This is a genomic window from Epibacterium ulvae, assembly GCF_900102795.1.
Lineage (GTDB): Bacteria > Pseudomonadota > Alphaproteobacteria > Rhodobacterales > Rhodobacteraceae > Epibacterium > Epibacterium ulvae.
The window spans coordinates 398,215-416,946 of sequence record NZ_FMWG01000001.1; the positions used below are offsets into that span (position 1 = coordinate 398,215).

General features: G+C 54.0%; 17 protein-coding genes. 15 read left to right on the forward strand and 2 right to left on the reverse strand.

Annotated elements, in window-relative coordinates:
• The first annotated feature begins 175 nt into the window (after positions 1–175).
• The 11 genes from BLP79_RS01945 to ftsH all read left to right on the forward strand — a co-directional run bounded on the left by BLP79_RS01945 (position 176) and on the right by ftsH (position 10,311).
• Positions 176–841: a hypothetical protein gene (locus BLP79_RS01945; protein WP_090215343.1), complete on the forward strand. Its 666-nt coding sequence runs from the start codon at positions 176–178 to the stop codon at positions 839–841.
• A gap of 6 nt (positions 842–847) precedes the next feature.
• Complete coding sequence (thpR, locus tag BLP79_RS01950; protein WP_090215346.1) at positions 848–1,417, forward strand: RNA 2',3'-cyclic phosphodiesterase; 570 nt, start codon at positions 848–850, stop codon at positions 1,415–1,417.
• A complete protein-coding gene (ybgC, locus tag BLP79_RS01955; RefSeq protein ID WP_090215349.1) occupies positions 1,414–1,800 on the forward strand; it encodes a tol-pal system-associated acyl-CoA thioesterase in 387 nt (128 codons plus the stop codon). The genes thpR and ybgC overlap by 4 nt, the downstream gene beginning before the upstream one ends.
• Positions 1,801–1,916: 116 nt before the next feature.
• A complete protein-coding gene (tolQ, locus tag BLP79_RS01960) occupies positions 1,917–2,609 on the forward strand; it encodes a protein TolQ (protein WP_090215351.1) in 693 nt (230 codons plus the stop codon).
• A gap of 11 nt (positions 2,610–2,620) precedes the next feature.
• Positions 2,621–3,103, forward strand: a complete 483-nt coding sequence (locus tag BLP79_RS01965) for an ExbD/TolR family protein (protein WP_090215354.1) — start codon at positions 2,621–2,623, stop codon at positions 3,101–3,103.
• 12 nt (positions 3,104–3,115) lie between these two features.
• Positions 3,116–4,228, forward strand: a complete 1,113-nt coding sequence (locus BLP79_RS01970; RefSeq protein ID WP_090215356.1) for an energy transducer TonB — start codon at positions 3,116–3,118, stop codon at positions 4,226–4,228.
• Entirely contained in the window at positions 4,225–5,550 is a 1,326-nt protein-coding gene (tolB, locus tag BLP79_RS01975) for a Tol-Pal system beta propeller repeat protein TolB (protein ID WP_090215360.1), read from the forward strand. Before BLP79_RS01970 ends, tolB begins: the two co-directional genes overlap by 4 nt.
• Before the next feature lie 95 nt (positions 5,551–5,645).
• Positions 5,646–6,176, forward strand: coding sequence for a peptidoglycan-associated lipoprotein Pal (gene pal, locus BLP79_RS01980; RefSeq protein WP_090215720.1), 531 nt, complete (start codon positions 5,646–5,648; stop codon positions 6,174–6,176).
• A gap of 11 nt (positions 6,177–6,187) precedes the next feature.
• Complete coding sequence (locus tag BLP79_RS01985) at positions 6,188–7,045, forward strand: tol-pal system YbgF family protein (RefSeq protein WP_170830437.1); 858 nt, start codon at positions 6,188–6,190, stop codon at positions 7,043–7,045.
• On the forward strand, positions 7,042–8,319 hold the full coding sequence (tilS, locus tag BLP79_RS01990; protein WP_139163156.1) for a tRNA lysidine(34) synthetase TilS: 1,278 nt from the start codon (positions 7,042–7,044) through the stop codon (positions 8,317–8,319). Before BLP79_RS01985 ends, tilS begins: the two co-directional genes overlap by 4 nt.
• A gap of 78 nt (positions 8,320–8,397) precedes the next feature.
• The gene (gene ftsH, locus BLP79_RS01995) at positions 8,398–10,311 is read left to right on the forward strand and encodes an ATP-dependent zinc metalloprotease FtsH (RefSeq protein ID WP_090215366.1); all 1,914 of its coding nucleotides are present in this window, start codon (positions 8,398–8,400) and stop codon (positions 10,309–10,311) included.
• Between the two features lie 101 nt (positions 10,312–10,412).
• Here the strand turns inward: ftsH and BLP79_RS02000 are convergent, their stop codons facing one another.
• Complete coding sequence (locus tag BLP79_RS02000) at positions 10,413–11,099, reverse strand: hypothetical protein (protein WP_090215368.1); 687 nt, start codon at positions 11,097–11,099, stop codon at positions 10,413–10,415.
• A gap of 504 nt (positions 11,100–11,603) precedes the next feature.
• Here BLP79_RS02000 and BLP79_RS02005 point away from each other — a divergent pair.
• Genes BLP79_RS02005 through folD form a run of 3 tightly spaced genes read left to right on the forward strand, consistent with a single transcriptional unit; the run spans position 11,604 to position 14,580 of the window.
• On the forward strand, positions 11,604–13,280 hold the full coding sequence (locus BLP79_RS02005) for a formate--tetrahydrofolate ligase (protein ID WP_090215370.1): 1,677 nt from the start codon (positions 11,604–11,606) through the stop codon (positions 13,278–13,280).
• 56 nt (positions 13,281–13,336) lie between these two features.
• Positions 13,337–13,642: a chorismate mutase gene (locus tag BLP79_RS02010; protein ID WP_090215726.1), complete on the forward strand. Its 306-nt coding sequence runs from the start codon at positions 13,337–13,339 to the stop codon at positions 13,640–13,642.
• 38 nt (positions 13,643–13,680) lie between these two features.
• On the forward strand, positions 13,681–14,580 hold the full coding sequence (folD, locus tag BLP79_RS02015) for a bifunctional methylenetetrahydrofolate dehydrogenase/methenyltetrahydrofolate cyclohydrolase FolD (RefSeq protein ID WP_090215372.1): 900 nt from the start codon (positions 13,681–13,683) through the stop codon (positions 14,578–14,580).
• Positions 14,581–14,787: 207 nt separating this feature from the next.
• Here folD and BLP79_RS02020 read toward each other — a convergent pair whose 3' ends face one another.
• Positions 14,788–17,001, reverse strand: a complete 2,214-nt coding sequence (locus BLP79_RS02020; RefSeq protein WP_090215375.1) for an NADP-dependent isocitrate dehydrogenase — start codon at positions 16,999–17,001, stop codon at positions 14,788–14,790.
• Between the two features lie 398 nt (positions 17,002–17,399).
• On the opposite strand from BLP79_RS02020, the gene BLP79_RS02025 reads away from it, so the two are divergent.
• Positions 17,400–18,731 (forward strand): glycosyltransferase, encoded by a 1,332-nt coding sequence (locus BLP79_RS02025; protein ID WP_232716328.1) that lies wholly within the window; start codon positions 17,400–17,402, stop codon positions 18,729–18,731.
• The last annotated feature ends 1 nt before the right edge of the window (position 18,732 follow it).

Sequence of the window (18,732 nt, forward strand, 5' to 3'; positions counted from 1 at the left end):
GCAACCGCGCCGCGCAAGCGGCGCTTGGCCCAACGCTGATGTGTCGCCCGGCGACAGCCGGGCGGCCAGAAGGGGCGGGAGCCCCGCCTTGCATGGAGACCGACAGACGCTTAGACACGCTGGTGAATGCCCTGAGGAATACACTCGGGACGCTAGCAAGACAGGAGCTATCGGCGTGACCTCACTTTATACACCCGAGCAAATCGAGCAGCTGTTTACTCATGTCGATGGGCGGTATGGCTTTGCACGTTGGGGGCGGCCGATTGCACCGATTGTTTTTGGGGTGGAAGACGACACGCTGCGCACGGTCAAAGGTGCGGTTGAGGCTGTGGCAACATTTGCAGGCCACCAGATGGCTGAGACGGATCCAGAACTGGGTGCGAACTTGATGTTCTTTTTCTTCCGGGAGTGGTCGGAGCTTCTGGATGTTCCAGATTTGGATCGTATGATCCCAGGCCTTGCCGATCTGGTGGGCCGTTTGTCTGAGGCGGATGCGAGCCAGTACCGGGCGTTCCGTTTTGACGACCAAGGGGGGATCCAGGCGGCTTTTGTCTTTTTACGCATGTCTGGAGAGTTGGCAAAGATACCGGCTGAAAGCTTGGCGCTGGCGCAGGCGGTTCAGGTTTTTCTCTTGTGGGGCGATCAGGCCTTTGCGCAGGCGTCGCCGCTTGCGGTCTTGCCAGAGAGTGGCGCAACCATTGTGCGCCCTGAAATTGCTGGTGTGATGGCTGCAGCTTACGATCGTATGATGCCGGTTGCTGCCACGGATGCGAGCCATGCTTTGCGCCTTTATGCGCGCTTGCAGGCATCCAATTTGACGCCAGCGCCACATGAGAGCTGATCGCCCGTGCGATGTTTTCTTGCGCTTCCAGTTGATATTGATACCGAAGAGGCACTGTCGACCTTACAGGACGAGCTGCAGGTCGGGCGTTTGGTGGATGCGCAAGGGTTTCACATTACCCTGGCCTTTCTGGATGAGCAGGCAGACAGCACCTTAGCCAGACTGCATGAAGAATTGTGCCTTCTTGATTTGTCATCTGTAGCACCTCAGATCGTGGGGCTTCAGGTGGACAGTGCTGCAACACCTCATCTGTTGTGGGCCAGTCTTGCAGAGACGGCGGATCTGCGCAGGATACAGCGCGCGGTGGCTGGGGCAGTGAAATCTGTTGATATTACGCTTCCACGGCGCAGGTTTCGACCGCATATCACCTTGTCCCGCTTTGGCCGACGTCTTCCTGCAGAGACCCATGCAAAGATTGCGCGGTTTTTGGGAAGATTCGCGACGTTTCAGCATGATCTTGCGCCGATTGACCGTCTGGTTCTGTACCGGTCAGATTTGACGCCCGATGGCGCGATCTATACGGAATTGGCGGATTATGCTTTGCAATCTCGACCTGACGAAGGCGTTTTGACATGACACACCATTTTCCAGTTCGCGTATATTACGAAGACACTGATATGGGCGGGATCGTCTATCATGCTAATTATCTGCGTTTTATCGAAAGGGCGCGCAGTGATTGGGTACGCAGTTTGGGCGTGGACCAAAATGCCATGCGGGAGATGGGGCTTGTTTATGTGGTGCGCCGGGTGGAGGCGGATTTTCTTGCCCCAGCGCAATTTGATGACGAACTTGAGGTGCAAACAGAGGTAGCTGAGGTCAGCTCTGCGCGTTTGACGCTGATTCAGGTGGTGCAAAAAGGCGGGCAGGATCTGTTTCGGGCTCGTGTGACGGTTGTCTGCATGAGTCTTGAAGGCAGCCGCCCACAGCGTTTACCGGCAGAGATTCGCGCATTGTTGTAACAATTGGCGTGTGCGGGGCGCTTTGCGACGCTGTGACCTTGGCAAGGCCCCAGACTCTGCTGTAGCGTTTTCTGAACGAAGGTCAAAAAATTGGCCCCAATCGATAGAGCAGGTCTATGGAACATTCTTTAGCACTAGCGCAGGAGATTGATTTCTCCATGTGGGGGCTTTTTGCGCGAGCCACCGTGACGGTGAAACTGGTTATGCTGATGCTTGTGGCGTCATCTGTCTGGTCCTGGGGGATCATAATTCAGAAACTGATCACCTATCGCAAAGCAAAATCTGAGGCTGCCACTTTTGATCGGTCCTTTTGGTCTGGTGAACCACTGGACGGTCTTTATGAACAACTGGGCGCGCAGCCGACTGGCCAGTCTGAGCGGATTTTTGCGGCTGGCATGACGGAATGGCGGCGCAGCCATCGTCAGGACGGCGGGCTGATAGCAGGTGCACAGGCCCGTATTGATCGATCTATGGATGTTGCCATTGCCAAGGAAAGCGAAGATCTGCAATCGGGGTTGTCAGTGCTCGCGACCGTCGGATCAAGCGCGCCCTTTATTGGCCTCTTTGGCACCGTCTGGGGCATCATGACAGCCTTTATCGAAATTGCAGAGCAGCAGAATACCAATCTTGCAGTGGTTGCACCGGGGATTGCTGAGGCGTTGATGGCTACAGGGCTTGGTCTGCTTGCAGCGATCCCTGCGGTGATTTTTTACAACAAGCTTAGTGCTGACAGTGACCGGATCATCGGAGGCTATGAGGCTTTTGCAGATGAGTTCGCGACCATTCTGAGCCGCCAGCTGGATAGTTAGGAGAGGCCATTATGGGCGCAGCGCTGCAAGGCAAAGAAGACGATGGACGCCGCCGGGGGCGCAAACGCCGCCGCGCCCGCGCGATGTCTGAAATCAACGTGACGCCTTTTGTGGATGTGATGTTGGTGCTGTTGATCATCTTTATGGTGGCGGCCCCTTTGTCTGTGGTCGGCGTACCCGTCGAGCTACCAAAAACCGCAGCGGGCGCTTTGCCGGGGGATGACGAAGAACCATTGACTGTGACGCTCACTGCGGCCGGAGAGGTGCAGATCCAGACCACGCCTGTTGCGCGCGATCAGCTTGTCGCGCGCTTGCAAGGCATTGCCGCTGAGCGCAGCTCTGATCAGGTGTTTTTGCGTGCGGATGGTGCAATTGCTTATCAGGATGTCATGCAGATCATGGGCGCTTTGAACGCAGGTGGGTTTGCCAATGTCGGGCTTGTTACAGATACAGGCGGCCCGGCGCTGGACGGATCCGTCAGCGTGGATCAGTAGCGGAGCGGTTGGGTGCAAACCGGAACCAAAATCTCTGTTGCAGGACACACGCTTTTAGCGGGATGGGTGGTTTTTGGCGCCTGGTTCCCGTCTGAGCCTTTGCCTGCTCAAGTGCAGGAGGTGAGCCTGATCAGCGCAGCGGAATTCGCGCGTTTGTCACAACAGGTCGCCGCGCCTGAACTGGCTGAACAGCCGGGGCCCACGCCTGAAAATGCGCCTGAACCAGAGGTTGCACCGCCGCCGCCGGAACCCGATTTTCAGCCAGAGCCAGAGCCAGAGCCAGAGCCAGAGCCAGAGCCAGAGCCAGAGCCAGAGCCGATTGTGGTACCGCCTGAGGTGGTCCGCCCGCCTGAGCGTCCGACGGTATTGCCGCAGGTGACAGAACCCGAAACTCAGCAAAAAACCGAACGCGTTGCGCCTGTGCCCGTTGCACCACCGGATCCTGAGGCCGTGGCAGGTGAAATTGAACAGCCAGCGATTGCACCTGATGAGACGGGCGATGCACCGGCCGAAGCACAAGAGGCAACAGCGCCGGAGGCAGCAAGTGATCGTATTGTGACCGAGGAAAACGAAGGCGAGGCGCAGGTTGCATCGACCGAAGTTACGCGATCGTTGCGTCCGCGCAGCCGTCCTGCACGCGCACCCGAACCTGCCCCTGAAGCTGAGCCCGCGCCGGAACCAGTTGAAACGGTAGAAGCCCCTGAGCCGGACACACAGCCAGCTGAATCTGCAGCCGTCGAGGATGCCCTTGCCGAAGCTTTGGCAGGAGGCGCTGATGTGGAAGCAGAAGTGCCGTCCGGGCCACCTTTGACGCTGGGCGAAAAAGACGCATTGCGTGTTGCCGTGTCGAGTTGCTGGAACGTGGGATCACTTTCCAGCGAGGCCTTGCGGACAACGGTAGAGGTTGCGGTCTCGCTGGCCCAAGATGGCAAACCAGACATTGGCAGTATTCGCATGATTGGCAGCACCGGTGGATCCGCCGCAGCCGCGAAACAAGCCTATGAAGCAGCCCGTCGCGCAATTATCCGCTGCGGAGCAAGAGGATTTCAGTTGCCGACCGAGAAATACGGCCAGTGGCGCGATATAGAAATGGTGTTCAACCCAGAAAGGATGCGAATCAGATGAGGCAAGTTCTGGCAGGTTTAATGGCTGGCCTTATGGTTCTGGGAACAGGATCTGTGGTTATGGCGCAATCAGGTCCGCTGCGGATCGAAATCACCGATGGGGTGATCGAGCCCTTACCGATTGCCGTGCCTAATTTTGTCCCTGATAGTCCTGCAGCAACTGAATTGGCAGTGAATATTGCCCGCGTTGTTGCAGAAGATCTGACCGGAACCGGGCTGTTTCGTGAAATCCCATCTTCAGCCTATATCTCTCAGGTGACGAATTTTGACGCCCCGGTTCAATACGCCGACTGGAAAGCGATCAACGCGCAGGCCCTGGTGACCGGGGCTGTTGGGGTCAATGGCAATCGGTTGACCGTGCGCTTTCTGGGGCACGATATTTTTGCCCAAGGTGATCTGGGCGAGGGGTTGCAGTTTTCCGGCACCACCGAGGGCTGGCGCCGAATGGCCCATAAGGTGGCGGATGCAATCTACAGCCGCATCACCGGGGAAAGCGGCTATTTTGACAGCCGCGTTGTTTATGTCAGCGAAAGCGGTGACAAGGCAAACCGGCGCAAGCGTCTGGCTGTGATGGATTATGATGGCGCGAATGTGCAATATCTCACGGATAGCGCGTCAATTGTACTGGCACCACGGTTTTCACCAACGGGTGATCGGGTGCTTTATACCAGCTATGAAACCGGGTTTCCCCAGATCCATGTTTTGGACATAGGTCAGGTGCAACGGCGCATTTTATCTTCAGATGATGGGATCATGAGCTTTGCGCCACGTTTTGCGCCGGATGGACGCACAGTGGTTTATTCGCAATCCCAAGGCGGCAATACGGATCTGTTCCGCATGGATATTTCTACGGGGCAACGGAACCGTTTGACCAGTGCGCCTTCCATTGAAACCGCCCCTTCTTTTTCACCTGATGGCAGCCAAATCGTTTTTGAGAGTGACAGATCCGGGTCACAACAGCTGTATGTGATGTCAGTCAATGGCGGCGAAGCCCGCCGGATTAGTTTTGGCAAGGAGGGGCGTTATGGCACCCCAGTCTGGTCACCTCGTGGCGATTTGATTGCCTTTACCAAGCAAAACAAAGGTCGCTTTCATATCGGTGTGATGCGCACAGATGGCAGCGAAGAGCGCCTGTTGACCTCGTCCTTTTTGGATGAGGGGCCGACCTGGTCTCCAAATGGGCGGGTGATCATGTTTGCGCGCCAATCTCAAGGCGCGGCGGGGCGGTCGACGCTGTATTCCGTGGATATCACGGGGCGCAATCTGAAACCCGTGCGCACACCGGACGGCGCATCAGATCCGGCGTGGTCTCCGTTGCAATAGGTGGTGACCACTTGGCTGAGACAGGAATACCTCAATAGCGCCCCGTTGTGGGCTGTGTTAATAAAGACGAAACAAGGCAGGATGAGGCAGGGATCATGATGGTCAAGACAAAGGCAATTTTTCTTATTGCGGCGCTCGGCTTGAGCGCATGTTCAAACGCAATTGGCTGGCGCGGTGATGATACTGCTGCGGGCGCTGGCGCAGGTGCGGGCCTTGGTGCAAATGGCGCTGGGCTTGGTGCGGGTGTTGCAGACCCACGTAGCCCAGCTTATTTCCAGCAGACTGTCGGCGATCGTGTGCTTTTTGCGGTGAATGATAAAACCTTGAATACCGAGGCGCGCACGACTTTGGCTGCGCAGGCGGTATGGCTGAGTGCAAACCCAGAATATGCTATCACAATTGAAGGTCATGCGGATGAGCAGGGCACCCGTGAATACAACTTGGCGCTTGGCGCGGAACGGGCAAATGCGGCACGTGACTATCTGATTTCAAATGGCGTTGCCGGAAATCGCATCAAAGTTGTGAGCTTTGGCAAAGAACGTCCCCTTGAAATTTGCTCGGATGAAAGCTGTTATGCGAAAAACCGTCGCGCGGTCTCGGTTATCGCAGGCGGCTTCACCAGCTGAGGAGTGCTGTCATGAGGATCTTTCGACTGTCTGCTGTGGTGCGTGCGGCGATGTTTTCATTGGCTGTGAGCCTGCCTGCATCTGCCCAAGATGCTGAAACACTTGCAGATATCCGTCAGGAATTGACGGTTTTGAACGTCGAGATCCAACGGCTCAAGCGAGAATTGTCAACCACTGGATCGCCTTCGGGGAACTTATCCGGCAGCAGTGTTCTGGACCGGGTGATTGCCATTGAAGGCCAATTGCAAGCTTTGACTGCCAAAACAGAGCAGCTTGATTTTCGGATCAATCAGATTGTCACAGATGGCACCAATCGCATTGGTGATCTGGAGTTCCGTCTGGTTGAACTGGAAGGCGGCGATATCTCGGCCCTTGGAGAAACATCAACCCTTGGCGGGGTCGATGAGGCTGCGGAGCAATCTGTGGCTGCCGCGGCAGCTCCTGCTGAAACCTCCGGTGAAACAGCACTTGAAGGGCTTGAACTGGCTGTTGGAGAGCGCGCGGATTTTGAAAGTGCGGAACAAGCCATGACAGATGGGGCCTTTTCCGAAGCGGCTGAAAAGCTGTCACTTTTTAATCAGACCTATCCGGGCAGTCCCTTGGCTGTACGTGCAGATCTGATGCGGGGACGCGCACTGGATGGGCTTGGCGATACGCGTGAAGCAGCCCGTGCTTATCTGGCGGCATTCAGTGGCAATTCCACAGGGCCGCAGGCGCCAGAGGCGCTGTTTGAACTGGGGGCCGCGCTTGGCCGTCTGGAGCAGCAAGAACAGGCCTGTATCACCTTGGCAGAGGTTGGGGTGCGCTTTCCGGGGCATTCTTTTGCTTCAACCGCGGCGTCTGAAAAGGCAAAGCTTGGGTGCCCTTGAGCACCGATCAAACAATCGGCGCGATCGACTTACAAAACCGCCTGATTTCGTGTTTGCGCACCTGTGACGCGTTGCAAGAGGCTGCGAATATCGGACTTGCGGTATCAGGTGGTGGCGATTCCATGGCGCTGATGCAGGCCGCTGCAAAGGCTTTTGCGGGATCGCGGCACAGGTTGTTTGTTGCGACAGTTGATCACCGATTGCGTGCAGGGGCTGCAGATGAGGCGGCTTTTGTCGGGCGCAGTGCTGCTGCTTTGGGGCTACCCCATGATACGCTGGTTTGGGAAGATTCGTCTGGACCGGGTAATCTGCAGGATCGCGCACGCCGCGCCCGTTACACTTTGCTGGCTGACTGGGCCAAGGCTAAAGACATCAGCTGTCTTGTGTTGGGACACACGGCAGACGATCAGGCTGAAACCGTTTTGATGCGACTGCGCCGGGAAGCGGGTGTAGATGGATTGTCGGGCATGGGTGAAACCCGCATGGAACAGGGCGTCATGTTGGTGCGCCCGTTTTTAACTTTGCGACGGTCTGAGTTGCGCCGTTTTCTGCAAAATCTGGATGTGGATTGGGTGGATGATCCGTCAAATGAGGATCTGGCGTTTGAGCGGATCCGTATGCGACGGGCGACAGCGCAGCTGGCAGAGCTGGGCGTGAGTGTTGAGAACCTTGCTCAAGTTGCGGAAAATATGTCACGCGTGCGTTCAGCGTTGCAATGGAGCACAGCTCGAGCGGCGCATGAGTGCGTATCGGTGCGGGCCGGTGCGGTCGTTTTTGAACAGAACAGCTATCAGAGATTACCTGATGAAATTGCGAATCGGTTGCTGAAAGGCGCACTAAAATGGCTGACAAGGCAGCCTTATGCGCCGCGACGGGCGGCAATGGATCGCGCTGTCGCAACTGCGCGTACTCATGGTACAACAACTTTGTGTGGGTGCCAGCTGCAGGTGTCAAAAGGTCGCGTCTGGATTTTCCGGGAATTTAATGCGGTTAACTCGCTAATATGTCGCCTGAATGAGTCTTGGGATGGACGTTGGGAGCTGTCTGGGCCTGTGGAAACAGGGCAAATTATCAAGGCTTTGGGGCCTCAAGGCCTGCAATACTGTGAAAACTGGCGGGATTTGGACTGTCCCGCAGCCGTTTTGCATTCTGTTGCAGCGGTTTGGAAGGGAGATGAAATGATGGCTTGCCCAAGTGCCGGTTTGGACAATGGATGGGCTGCCAGTCTCACTCCAAGTGAAGATGAGTTTTACCAATCGTTTTTATCGCATTGAACCTTGGCCAACTATCCCTATTTTAGAAGCAAAGCAGGCGCCCGTGTGAGGCGTCTTGAAGTTTAGGAGATTTTTCCTTTGGGCAATGCAAGAAATATCGCCTTCTGGGTTGTTTTGTTCCTGCTGATCCTCGCGCTGTTTAACTTGTTTGGCGGCGCAGGAAGCACGATGCAAAGCCGAGAGCGCACGTATTCGGATTTCGTCACCGCAGTTGAAGGGGGCTCGGTTGGCTCTGTTACGCTGGATGGCGAGCAGGTGCGCTACACCACTACAGATGGTCAGCAATTTGTGACAATCCGTCCAGGTGATGCAGAAGTGACTGCGATGTTGATCGCGAACAACATTCCGGTTCGCGCTGAAAAGCAACAGCAGTCTGGTTTGCAGTCTTTCCTGATTACACTTTTGCCATTCATTTTGCTGATTGGTGTCTGGGTTTATTTCATGAACCGGATGCAGGGCGGTGGCAAAGGCGGCGCGATGGGCTTTGGCAAATCTAAGGCAAAAATGCTGACAGAAAAACAGGGTCGCGTGACCTTTGATGATGTAGCGGGCATTGATGAAGCCAAGGAAGAGCTGGAAGAAATTGTTGAATTCCTGCGCAACCCGCAGAAATTCTCGCGCCTTGGCGGTAAAATCCCCAAGGGTGCTTTGCTTGTCGGTCCTCCGGGCACTGGTAAAACCTTGCTTGCACGGGCCATTGCAGGTGAAGCCGGTGTGCCATTCTTCACCATTTCCGGTTCTGATTTTGTTGAAATGTTTGTCGGTGTCGGCGCGAGCCGTGTGCGCGACATGTTTGAACAGGCGAAAAAGAACGCGCCATGTATTGTGTTTATCGATGAAATCGACGCCGTGGGTCGCCATCGTGGGGCAGGTTATGGCGGTGGCAATGATGAACGCGAGCAGACCTTGAACCAGTTGTTGGTTGAAATGGACGGGTTTGAAGCCAATGAAGGCGTGATCATTCTGGCCGCAACCAACCGCCGCGATGTACTGGACCCTGCTTTGCTGCGTCCGGGCCGCTTTGACCGTCAGGTTACCGTGGGCAACCCTGATATCAAAGGCCGTGAGAAGATCCTTGGCGTGCATGCGCGCAAAACACCTCTGGGGCCTGACGTAGATCTGCGCATTATCGCGCGGGGGACGCCGGGGTTCTCTGGGGCGGATCTGGCCAACCTTGTGAACGAGGCGGCCTTGATGGCGGCACGCGTTGGTCGTCGCTTTGTTACTATGGAAGATTTTGAATCGGCCAAAGACAAGGTGATGATGGGGGCCGAGCGTCGTTCGATGGTGCTGACGCCTGAACAAAAAGAGATGACGGCTTTCCATGAAGCGGGCCATGCTTTGGTTGGCTTGATGCTGCCCAAATGTGATCCTGTCTATAAAGCCACAATCATTCCGCGCGGTGGGGCTTTGGGCATGGTGATGAGCCTGCCAGAAATGGACCGCCTGAACTGGCACAAGGATGAGTGCGAGCAAAAGCTGGCCATGACGATGGCTGGTAAAGCGGCTGAGATTTATAAATATGGTCCCGACCATGTATCAAACGGCCCTGCCGGTGATATCCAGCAGGCCAGCCAATTGGCACGTGCCATGGTGTTGCGCTGGGGCATGTCGGATAAGATTGGTAACATCGATTATGCCGAAGCGCATGAAGGCTATTCTGGAAACACGGCTGGATTCTCAGTCTCAGCTAATACCAAAGAGCTGATCGAGGATGAGGTACGTCGCTTTATTCAGGATGGTTATGATCGTGCTTATGAGATTATCACGGAAAACCACGAGGAATTTGATCGCCTTGGCAATGGTTTGCTGGAATATGAAACCCTGACGGGTGAAGAGATCAAGCGTGTGATGCGCGGCGAAGATCCAAGCGCAGGTGATGATACGGATGATACACCAGAAGACGGTGGAACCTCGGTGACCGCGATCCCCAAAGCCAAGCCTAAGAAAGACGCAGGCGAGGGCGACATGGAGCCGGAACCGTCTAACTAATAGAGAGAGCGAACATCTTAGTTAAAATGAAGTCCCGCAAGATACGCTCTTGCGGGACTTTTTGTCGCTATGGTGAGCCAGACCGCAGCCCATTTCCCAATTTATTTTATGGTCCCGACCATTGCTTTATCTTCGATGAGCTTCCCATTTTTAATGGGAACCATCCGCACTTCGTTTCCAGAAATCTTTGTCAGCGTACACCGTTCTCTACCTTCGCTAATGCTAAGGCACAGCGTATCACCAGAGGATTTATAAGGTAGATCCACATCTGCTGCGCCTAAAAGCGCGGGGCGGCCTTCTTCAGTTACTACGCTAAGAGCAACAGTGCGTTTTGAGTTGAAATCAAAGATGGTTTTGCTGCCTGATAAGCTGGCTGGCGGGTTCACTTCTTCAACCGTAATCACCCGGCCGTGCAAGGTTCGTGCAAGTTTTCCATCATATTTAACAACATCGCGCAATGGTACGCCTTTTTTGTCCACGAAAACGGCATCCCAGATGTCAGGGTCGTTGTCTTGGGTTCGCATCACCAACTCATGATCGGTGATTTTGACGACATCCACACACTGCGCCCCGAGACTATCATCGAGGCATATTTGTTGCCCTTGAATCTTCCATTTTCCTGAACGATTTGAACCATGGCCGTTCCCTTCTTTCAGGACACCTCCATCAAGAAATCTAATAAAATTTCCTTTTGGCTCATTTACAAATGAGATACGTTTGCCGATGAGCTTTCTTTCCAATGCTTTGTCTTCCGGGATGGCAGTGCTGGCATTTGTATCAGCCTGCATGCATTGTACACATGCCATTAGTATTGCGGCGAAATGTATGAGTTTTTTCATGATTTTTTACATTCATTATTGATGTGATCATGCGAAACCACACGATCATACTAGATAAAAAATGCGGGTGTTCTAACGCCCGCACAGCGTAGTTCATATATTTTTGAATAGGTTAACCGTCAAGCGACGCTGATCTGACATTTGGTATGGCTCGGACGGATAGCCATCATCCTGTGGTGAGCCAACTTAGCCGCGGCGAAATGCTGAAATGGCTCAGAATATCTCACTCCAAAGGACGGCGATAAGCAGGATCGCTCTGCTTGAAACGTGTGGGGTTTTATGTAGTTACCCCCCTGTTTCCGATCCACGACGACCGAGCTGCTACAAAGACGTTTCGCGCATTGAATCAGTCGGAAATTGATACTGTTTTAGGGCCAAGTTGAGCCATGCTGCCCCTAGGCCAGTGCGGGAGGACGTGCTGGGCGCTGGTTAGGGATATATAAGGGTCCGGCGATGAGCTATAAAACGGATATCGAAATTGCCCGTGAGGCAAACAAGAAGCCGATTCAGGAAATTGGTGCAAAGTTAGGCATCGAAAGCAATGATCTGCTGCCCTATGGGCATGACAAAGCGAAGGTCAGTCAGGATTTCATAAATTCTGTTCAAGAGCGCGAGAATGGTAAGTTGATTCTTGTGACCGCGATTAATCCGACACCAGCGGGTGAAGGGAAGACCACAACTACGGTTGGTCTGGGTGATGGTCTGAATCGGATTGGTAAAAATGCCATGATTTGTATTCGTGAAGCCTCCTTGGGCCCAAACTTTGGTATGAAGGGCGGCGCAGCCGGGGGGGGGTACGCTCAGGTTGTTCCGATGGAGGAGATGAACCTGCATTTTACAGGGGATTTCCACGCAATCACATCAGCGCATTCTTTGCTGTCTGCAATGATCGACAACCATATCTATTGGGGCAATGAGCAGGATATAGATATCCGGCGTGTTGCATGGCGTCGCGTTGTTGACATGAATGATCGCGCGTTGCGCCAGATCACAGCCTCTCTTGGTGGCGTTGCCAATGGGTTTCCGCGTGAAACTGGCTTTGACATCACCGTGGCCTCTGAGGTGATGGCAATCTTGTGCCTTGCGACGGATCTGCAGGATCTTGAAAAGCGTCTTGGGGATATCATCGTTGCCTATCGTCGTGACAAAACCCCGGTCTATTGCCGCGATATCAAAGCAGAAGGCGCGATGACTGTGTTGTTGAAAGATGCGATGCAGCCCAACCTTGTACAAACGCTCGAAAACAACCCAGCCTTTGTGCATGGTGGTCCTTTTGCCAATATCGCGCATGGATGTAACTCTGTCATTGCGACTAAAACCGCGTTGAAGGTGGCAGACTATGTTGTGACCGAAGCAGGTTTCGGTGCGGATCTTGGTGCTGAGAAGTTTATGAACATCAAATGCCGCAAAGCTGGCATCGCGCCGGACGCGGTTGTGCTGGTTGCAACCGTGCGTGCGATGAAGATGAACGGCGGTGTTGCAAAAGCTGATCTTGGCGCTGAAAATGTGGATGCAGTGAATAATGGCTGCGCAAATCTTGGACGACATATCGAAAATGTGAAGTCCTTTGGCGTGCCTGTTGTTGTCGCCATCAACCATTTTGTCACCGATACTGAAGCCGAAATTCAGGCGGTCAAAGACTATGTGGCCACACATGGGGTTGAGGCTGTGTTGTCGCGCCATTGGGAATTGGGGTCTGAAGGATCTGCGGATTTGGCAGAAAAAGTTGTCGCATTGGCTGATTCAGGTGCTGCAACCTTTGCTCCGATCTATCCCGATGACATGCCGTTGTTTGAAAAGGTCGAAACCATCGCAAAACGCATCTATCGCGCGGATGAGGTGCTGGCAGACAAGAAAATCCGCAATCAACTGCGCGAATGGGAAGAGGCGGGATATGGCCACCTGCCTGTCTGTATGGCGAAGACACAGTATTCTTTTTCAACCGATCCGAACCTGCGTGGCGCGCCGACGGGGCATTCTGTTCCAGTGCGTGAAGTGCGTTTGTCTGCGGGGGCAGGATTTATCGTTGTGGTCTGCGGGGAAATCATGACCATGCCGGGGCTTCCGCGCACGCCTGCGTCAGAATCTATCCGGTTAAATGACGCAGGACAAATCGAAGGCTTGTTCTAAGACGCAATATGCGCTTTCTGCGGTCCAGGGCTTTCTTGGGCTGCAGGAGTTTTATGATGATCAATGCAAAACCACCAAAAGACTGTGAGTCAATGGCAGAACTGCGGGCGCAAATTGATAGGGTCGATCTTGAGCTTGTGGCTTTGTTCGCGGTGCGTGCGGGCTACATTGATCGGGCGATTGATCTGAAAACTGAAAATGGCTGGCCTGCGCGTATCCCAGAGCGTGTGGAAGAAGTGGTGATGAACGCGCGTAAAACCGCAGCAGACAAAGGATTGGATCCAGACCTGATTGAACAGCTCTGGCGGCAGTTGGTGGATTGGTCCATCGCGCGTGAAGCGCAGGTGATCCGAGAGAATTAAACGGAGCTAAAGGGGCTCCGCAGTAAAGGATGCAAAAGATGGCAGCAAATATTATCGACGGGAAGGCGTTTGCCGCAAAAGTCCGGGAACAGATCAAAGGTCACGTTGACCGGCTGAAAGAAGAGCACAACATTACCCCCGGTCTGGCGGTTGTGTTGGTTGGGGAAGACCCAGCATCAGAGGTTTATGTCGCAGCCAAGCACAAGCAGACGGTTGAGTCGGGCATGGCCTCTTTCGAACATAAACTGCCTGCAGATACCTCCGAGGAAGATCTTTTTGCACTGATTGACACGTTGAATGCAGACCCGAATGTGCATGGAATCCTCTGCCAGTTCCCCGTGCCTGATCATTTGGATGAGCGCCGAGTTGTTGCCCGTATCGACCCAACGAAGGATGTTGATGGGTTGAGCGTTGTGAATGCGGGGTTGCTGGCAAGTGGTGAAAAGGGGCTTGTGTCCTGTACTCCGCTGGGTTGTTTGATGCTACTGCGTGATCAGATCGAGAATATGTCTGGCAAGAACGCAGTGGTGATTGGTCGTTCAAACCTGTTTGGCAAACCTATGGGACAGCTGCTGTTGCAGCAAAATTGCACAGTGACGATTGCCCATTCTCGCACGCAGGATCTGGCCGACGTTTGCCGTCGTGCCGATATTCTTGTTGCTGCTGTGGGCCGGGCAGAAATGGTCAAAGGTGACTGGGTGAAACCTGGTGCCACTGTGATTGATGTGGGCATCACACGTATTCCGCATCCAGATAAGCCAGGTAAAACAAAGCTTCTGGGCGATGTTGACTTTGCCGAAGCCTCCGAGGTTGCAGGTGCCATCACCCCCGTTCCTGGTGGAGTCGGACCGATGACCATCGCCTGCCTGTTGGCCAATACTGTTACTGCGTGCTGTCGTGCCAATAACCTGTCCGAGCCCGAAGGCCTGACCGTTTAAGATCTGGCGCAACCGCGCCGCATGCAAATGCGGCGCTACGCCCAACGGGACGCGATTTGTTTGAAAACAAATTAAGGGCGGGCGGGAGCCCTGCGTTTGTTATGACCCACTCACATATGTTGAAAAACCCACCGGTGGTATGCCGGTGGGTTTTATGTTTCAGATTGGATTAGACCAGTGAGGTTTTCTCTCTGGCCTTAATCGATATCAGTCGATGATTGCGTTCAGCGTTGCTGATGGGCGCATCACTTTTGCTTTCAATTCAACGCTGGGGCGGTAGTAGCCGCCAATATCAGCCGCTGGGCCTTGTGCTGCTGCCAGCTCTGCCAAGATCGTGGCTTCACCCTCTGCCAAAGATTTTGCGATCGGGGCAAAATGCGCCGCCAGGTCAGCATCCCCACTCTGTGCCGCAAGCGCTTCTGCCCAGTAGCGCGCAAACCAATAGTGGCTATCACGGTTGTCAGGTTCACCTACCTTGCGGGACGGAGATTTATTGTTGTCCAGAATGCCTTGTGTGGCCACTTCGGCTGCTGCGCCCAGCACGCCTGCTTTGGCGTTGCCTTTCACATCGGCAAGGAAGTTAAGCGATTCACCCAATGCGCAGAATTCACCCATGGAATCCCAGCGAAGGTGGTTTTGCTCGACCAGCTGCTGCACATGTTTGGGCGCAGAGCCGCCAGCACCCGTTTCAAACAGACCACCACCCTGCATCAATTTCACGATCGACAGCATTTTCGCCGATGTGCCCAGTTCCAGAATGGGGAAGAGATCGGTCAGGTAATCGCGCAGCACGTTGCCGGTGATGGCAATGCTGTCGTTGCCAGCAGTGATGGTTTTCAGCGACTGTGCTGTTGCTTCACGTGGGGCCAGGATTTGGAACAGATCTGCCTTACCTGCCGCTTCAAGCGCAGGGGTTACGTATTTGATCAGCTCTGCATCATGGGCGCGGTTTGCGTCCAGCCAGAAAATTGCCTCAGAACCGGTCAGACGCTGACGGTCCATTGCCAGCTCAATCCAGTTTTCAATTGGCGCTTTCTTCACTGTGCAGGCGCGCCAGATGTCACCCGCGTCCACATCGTGCGCATGCAGCGTTTCGCCATTTGTCAGAACTACGCGAATGGTGCCGTCTGCAGGCGCTTCAAATGTGGTGGGATGCGAGCCGTATTCTTCGGCCTTTTGCGCCATCAGGCCAACGTTTGCAACAGAGCCTGCAGTGGTCACATCCAGAGCACCATTGGCTTTGAAGAAATTGATGGTTTCATCATAGACGGTTGCATAGCAACGATCGGGGATCACGCAGTTGGTGTCGCCTTTCTTGCCTTCGCCGTCCCAGCCTTTGCCACCCGCGCGGATGACCGCTGGCATAGAGGCGTCGATGATCACATCAGAAGGCACATGCAGGTTGGTGATGCCTTTGTCGCTGTCGACCATATACATCGCAGGGCGTTCTGCAGTGACGGCATCAATTGCGGCCATGATATCAGCGTTGTCTTTGACGCGGTCCAGCAGGTCACCCACGCCAGAATTCGGGTTTACGCCCAGAGCGGCCATGTCGTCGCCGAATTTTTCAAACACAGGCGCCAACCATGCTTTGACAGCGTGGCCAAAGATGATTGGGTCAGAAACCTTCATCATCGTGGCTTTCATGTGCAAGGAGAACATGGTGCCGTCTGCTTTGGTGTCTTCAATTGCGCCACTCAGGAATGCGCCCAAGGCTTTTGCGGACATAAAGGTTGCATCTGCGATGGTGCCTTCTGCGAGCGGCCATGCGTCTTTCAGAACGGTTACAGCCCCGTCTTTGGCGACAAATTCGATTTTCGCATCACCAGCCTGTGCAGCAGTAATGGTGGCGGCTTTCTCATTTGCATAGAAATCATTGCCGGGCATCGAGGAGACTTTGGTTTTGCTGTCCGCAGCCCACGCGCCCATGGAATGTGGATTTGCTTGCGCGTAGTTTTTCACTGCGCGGGCGGAGCGACGGTCAGAGTTGCCTTCGCGCAGAACCGGGTTCACCGCAGAGCCTTTGATCGCATCATATCGCGCGCGAACAGCCTTTTCGTCGTCTGTTTTTGGCTCTTCTGGGTAGGCGGGCAAGGCATAGCCTTGGCTTTGTAACTCTTCGATGGCGGCGACCAATTGTGGCACAGAGGCCGAGATGTTTGGCAGCTTGATTACATTGGCGTCAGGTGTTTTTACCAATTCGCCCAGCTCTGCCAGATCATCTGACTGGCGTTGATCTTCGGTCAACGCCTCAGGAAATGCGGAAATGATTCGGGCGGCAAGGGAAATGTCTTTGGTGCCAACACTGACGCCTGCGGCGCTGGCAAAGGAGCGAATGATTGGCAAGAAAGAGGCTGATGCCAATTCTGGCGCTTCGTCTACAATGGTATACAGAATGTCTGGGTTTGAGTTTTCTGTCATGTTCCATACCCTTTCAGCGATATCGGAGGCGTTAGCGAGGTAAGCGTGAAAGATCCACGCATCGTATAGATGATCAGCGGCGGTCCAGTATGCACCGAGTGCCGTTTGTCTGCCCCCATGTAAAACAGCAAAGGCTCTTGTGCAATTGGAAGCTGCAGCTTTCGACTGCATCGCACAATAGATGTGGCTTTCTATCCTTTCGGGTGAACGGATATGTTACAAAAGGTGGGGTAATTCCCGCTTGTTCTATACTTTTGTTGCACAGATATAATTAACTATGCTTTTGCGTTGTTGCGGCATTGAGTGCAGTTTTTCACCATTGCTAAAGAGACTTGTGACTTCAAAAAGATCGATAACATTTGTTGATTGATAGATGTCTGGGGGATGGGATGGAAAAGATGACAGTTGAGCCTCAGGGTATGTGTCCAACGCTTTTGATCTATGCACCTGTCCCGCTTTACCGATATGCCGGCGAGTTTTTTGTTGAAAGCCAAGCGATAAACGGTCTTCGTTTGTGGGCTCAGCATTTTCATCATGTCACAGTGATGATGCCGACTTTGGATCAACCACCGCCACCGGGATGGTTGCCCGCCTCTCAAAATCAGGACCAGTTGCGGGGCGTTGCGATTGAACCTTTGCCAATGGCGTATCGGCCAGATCAATTTTTGCGGACCTATAGATCTACGCGGGCGCGCATTCGCCAGCTGATCATACGGGCGGATGTTTTGAGCTTTGCTATTGGTGGTTTGTTTGGTGATTGGGGCGCTGTAAGTGCCTTTGAAGCAAAGAAACAAAAGCGTGCTTTTGCGGTCTGGACGGATCGCGTCGAATCTGAGGTTGTACGTACCCAGACAGAGGGGGGGCGCTGGATTGATCGGATGCGGGCATGGATGACACATCGACCAATGGCCCTGCTTGAAAAACATGTTCTGGGTATGGCGGACCTTGGTTTGTTACATGGTCAGGAAACCTATGAAGCCTATCGCTCGTTTTGTTCAAATCCACAGCTTGTGCATGATATCCACATCCGGGCAGAGGACCATATTTCAGGTTCGCAGCTGAGCAAAAAAATCGACAAAGTCGCAGAGGGTCCATTAAATATTATCTATGCCGGGCGCGCGGATGCCATGAAGGGGCCGATTGATTGGATTGCTGTGCTAGAACGTCTTAAGGTTTTGGGCGTTGATTTCCGGGCAACCTGGCTTGGCGATGGAGTCGAGTTAACACAGATGCGGCGGCGAGTTGCGCGGTCTCATCTTGAAGATCGTGTGTTTTTGCCGGGACTTCTGTCACAGCACGATCAAGTGCTTGAGCAACTGCGTGCGGCGCAGGTATTTATGTTTTGCCATAAAACCCCCGAAAGCCCTCGGTGCCTGATCGAGAGCCTTTGCGCTGGGACACCAATTGTGGGCTATCATGGTGCTTTCGCGCAAGATCTGATTTCTCGCAATGCAGGGGGGATTTTGGTGCCGCGCGGGGATACAGAGGCGCTGGCGCAGGAAATAGCGGATCTTGCGCAAAACCGTCAGAGGCTTTCTCAACTGATCGGTCAAGCCCGCCGAGATGGGTTGCCGTTTACAGATGAGAAAGTATTTGCGCACCGGTCCCGCATTATAAAACGCTTCCTAGCACCGGGCAGCGCCACGTCAGCTCAGGTGATTGATGTGCCGCGTCTTCCTGCTGCAAAAAAACCTAAGAGATGTACGTTAGAGCGGCGCCCGCTGATCTAGA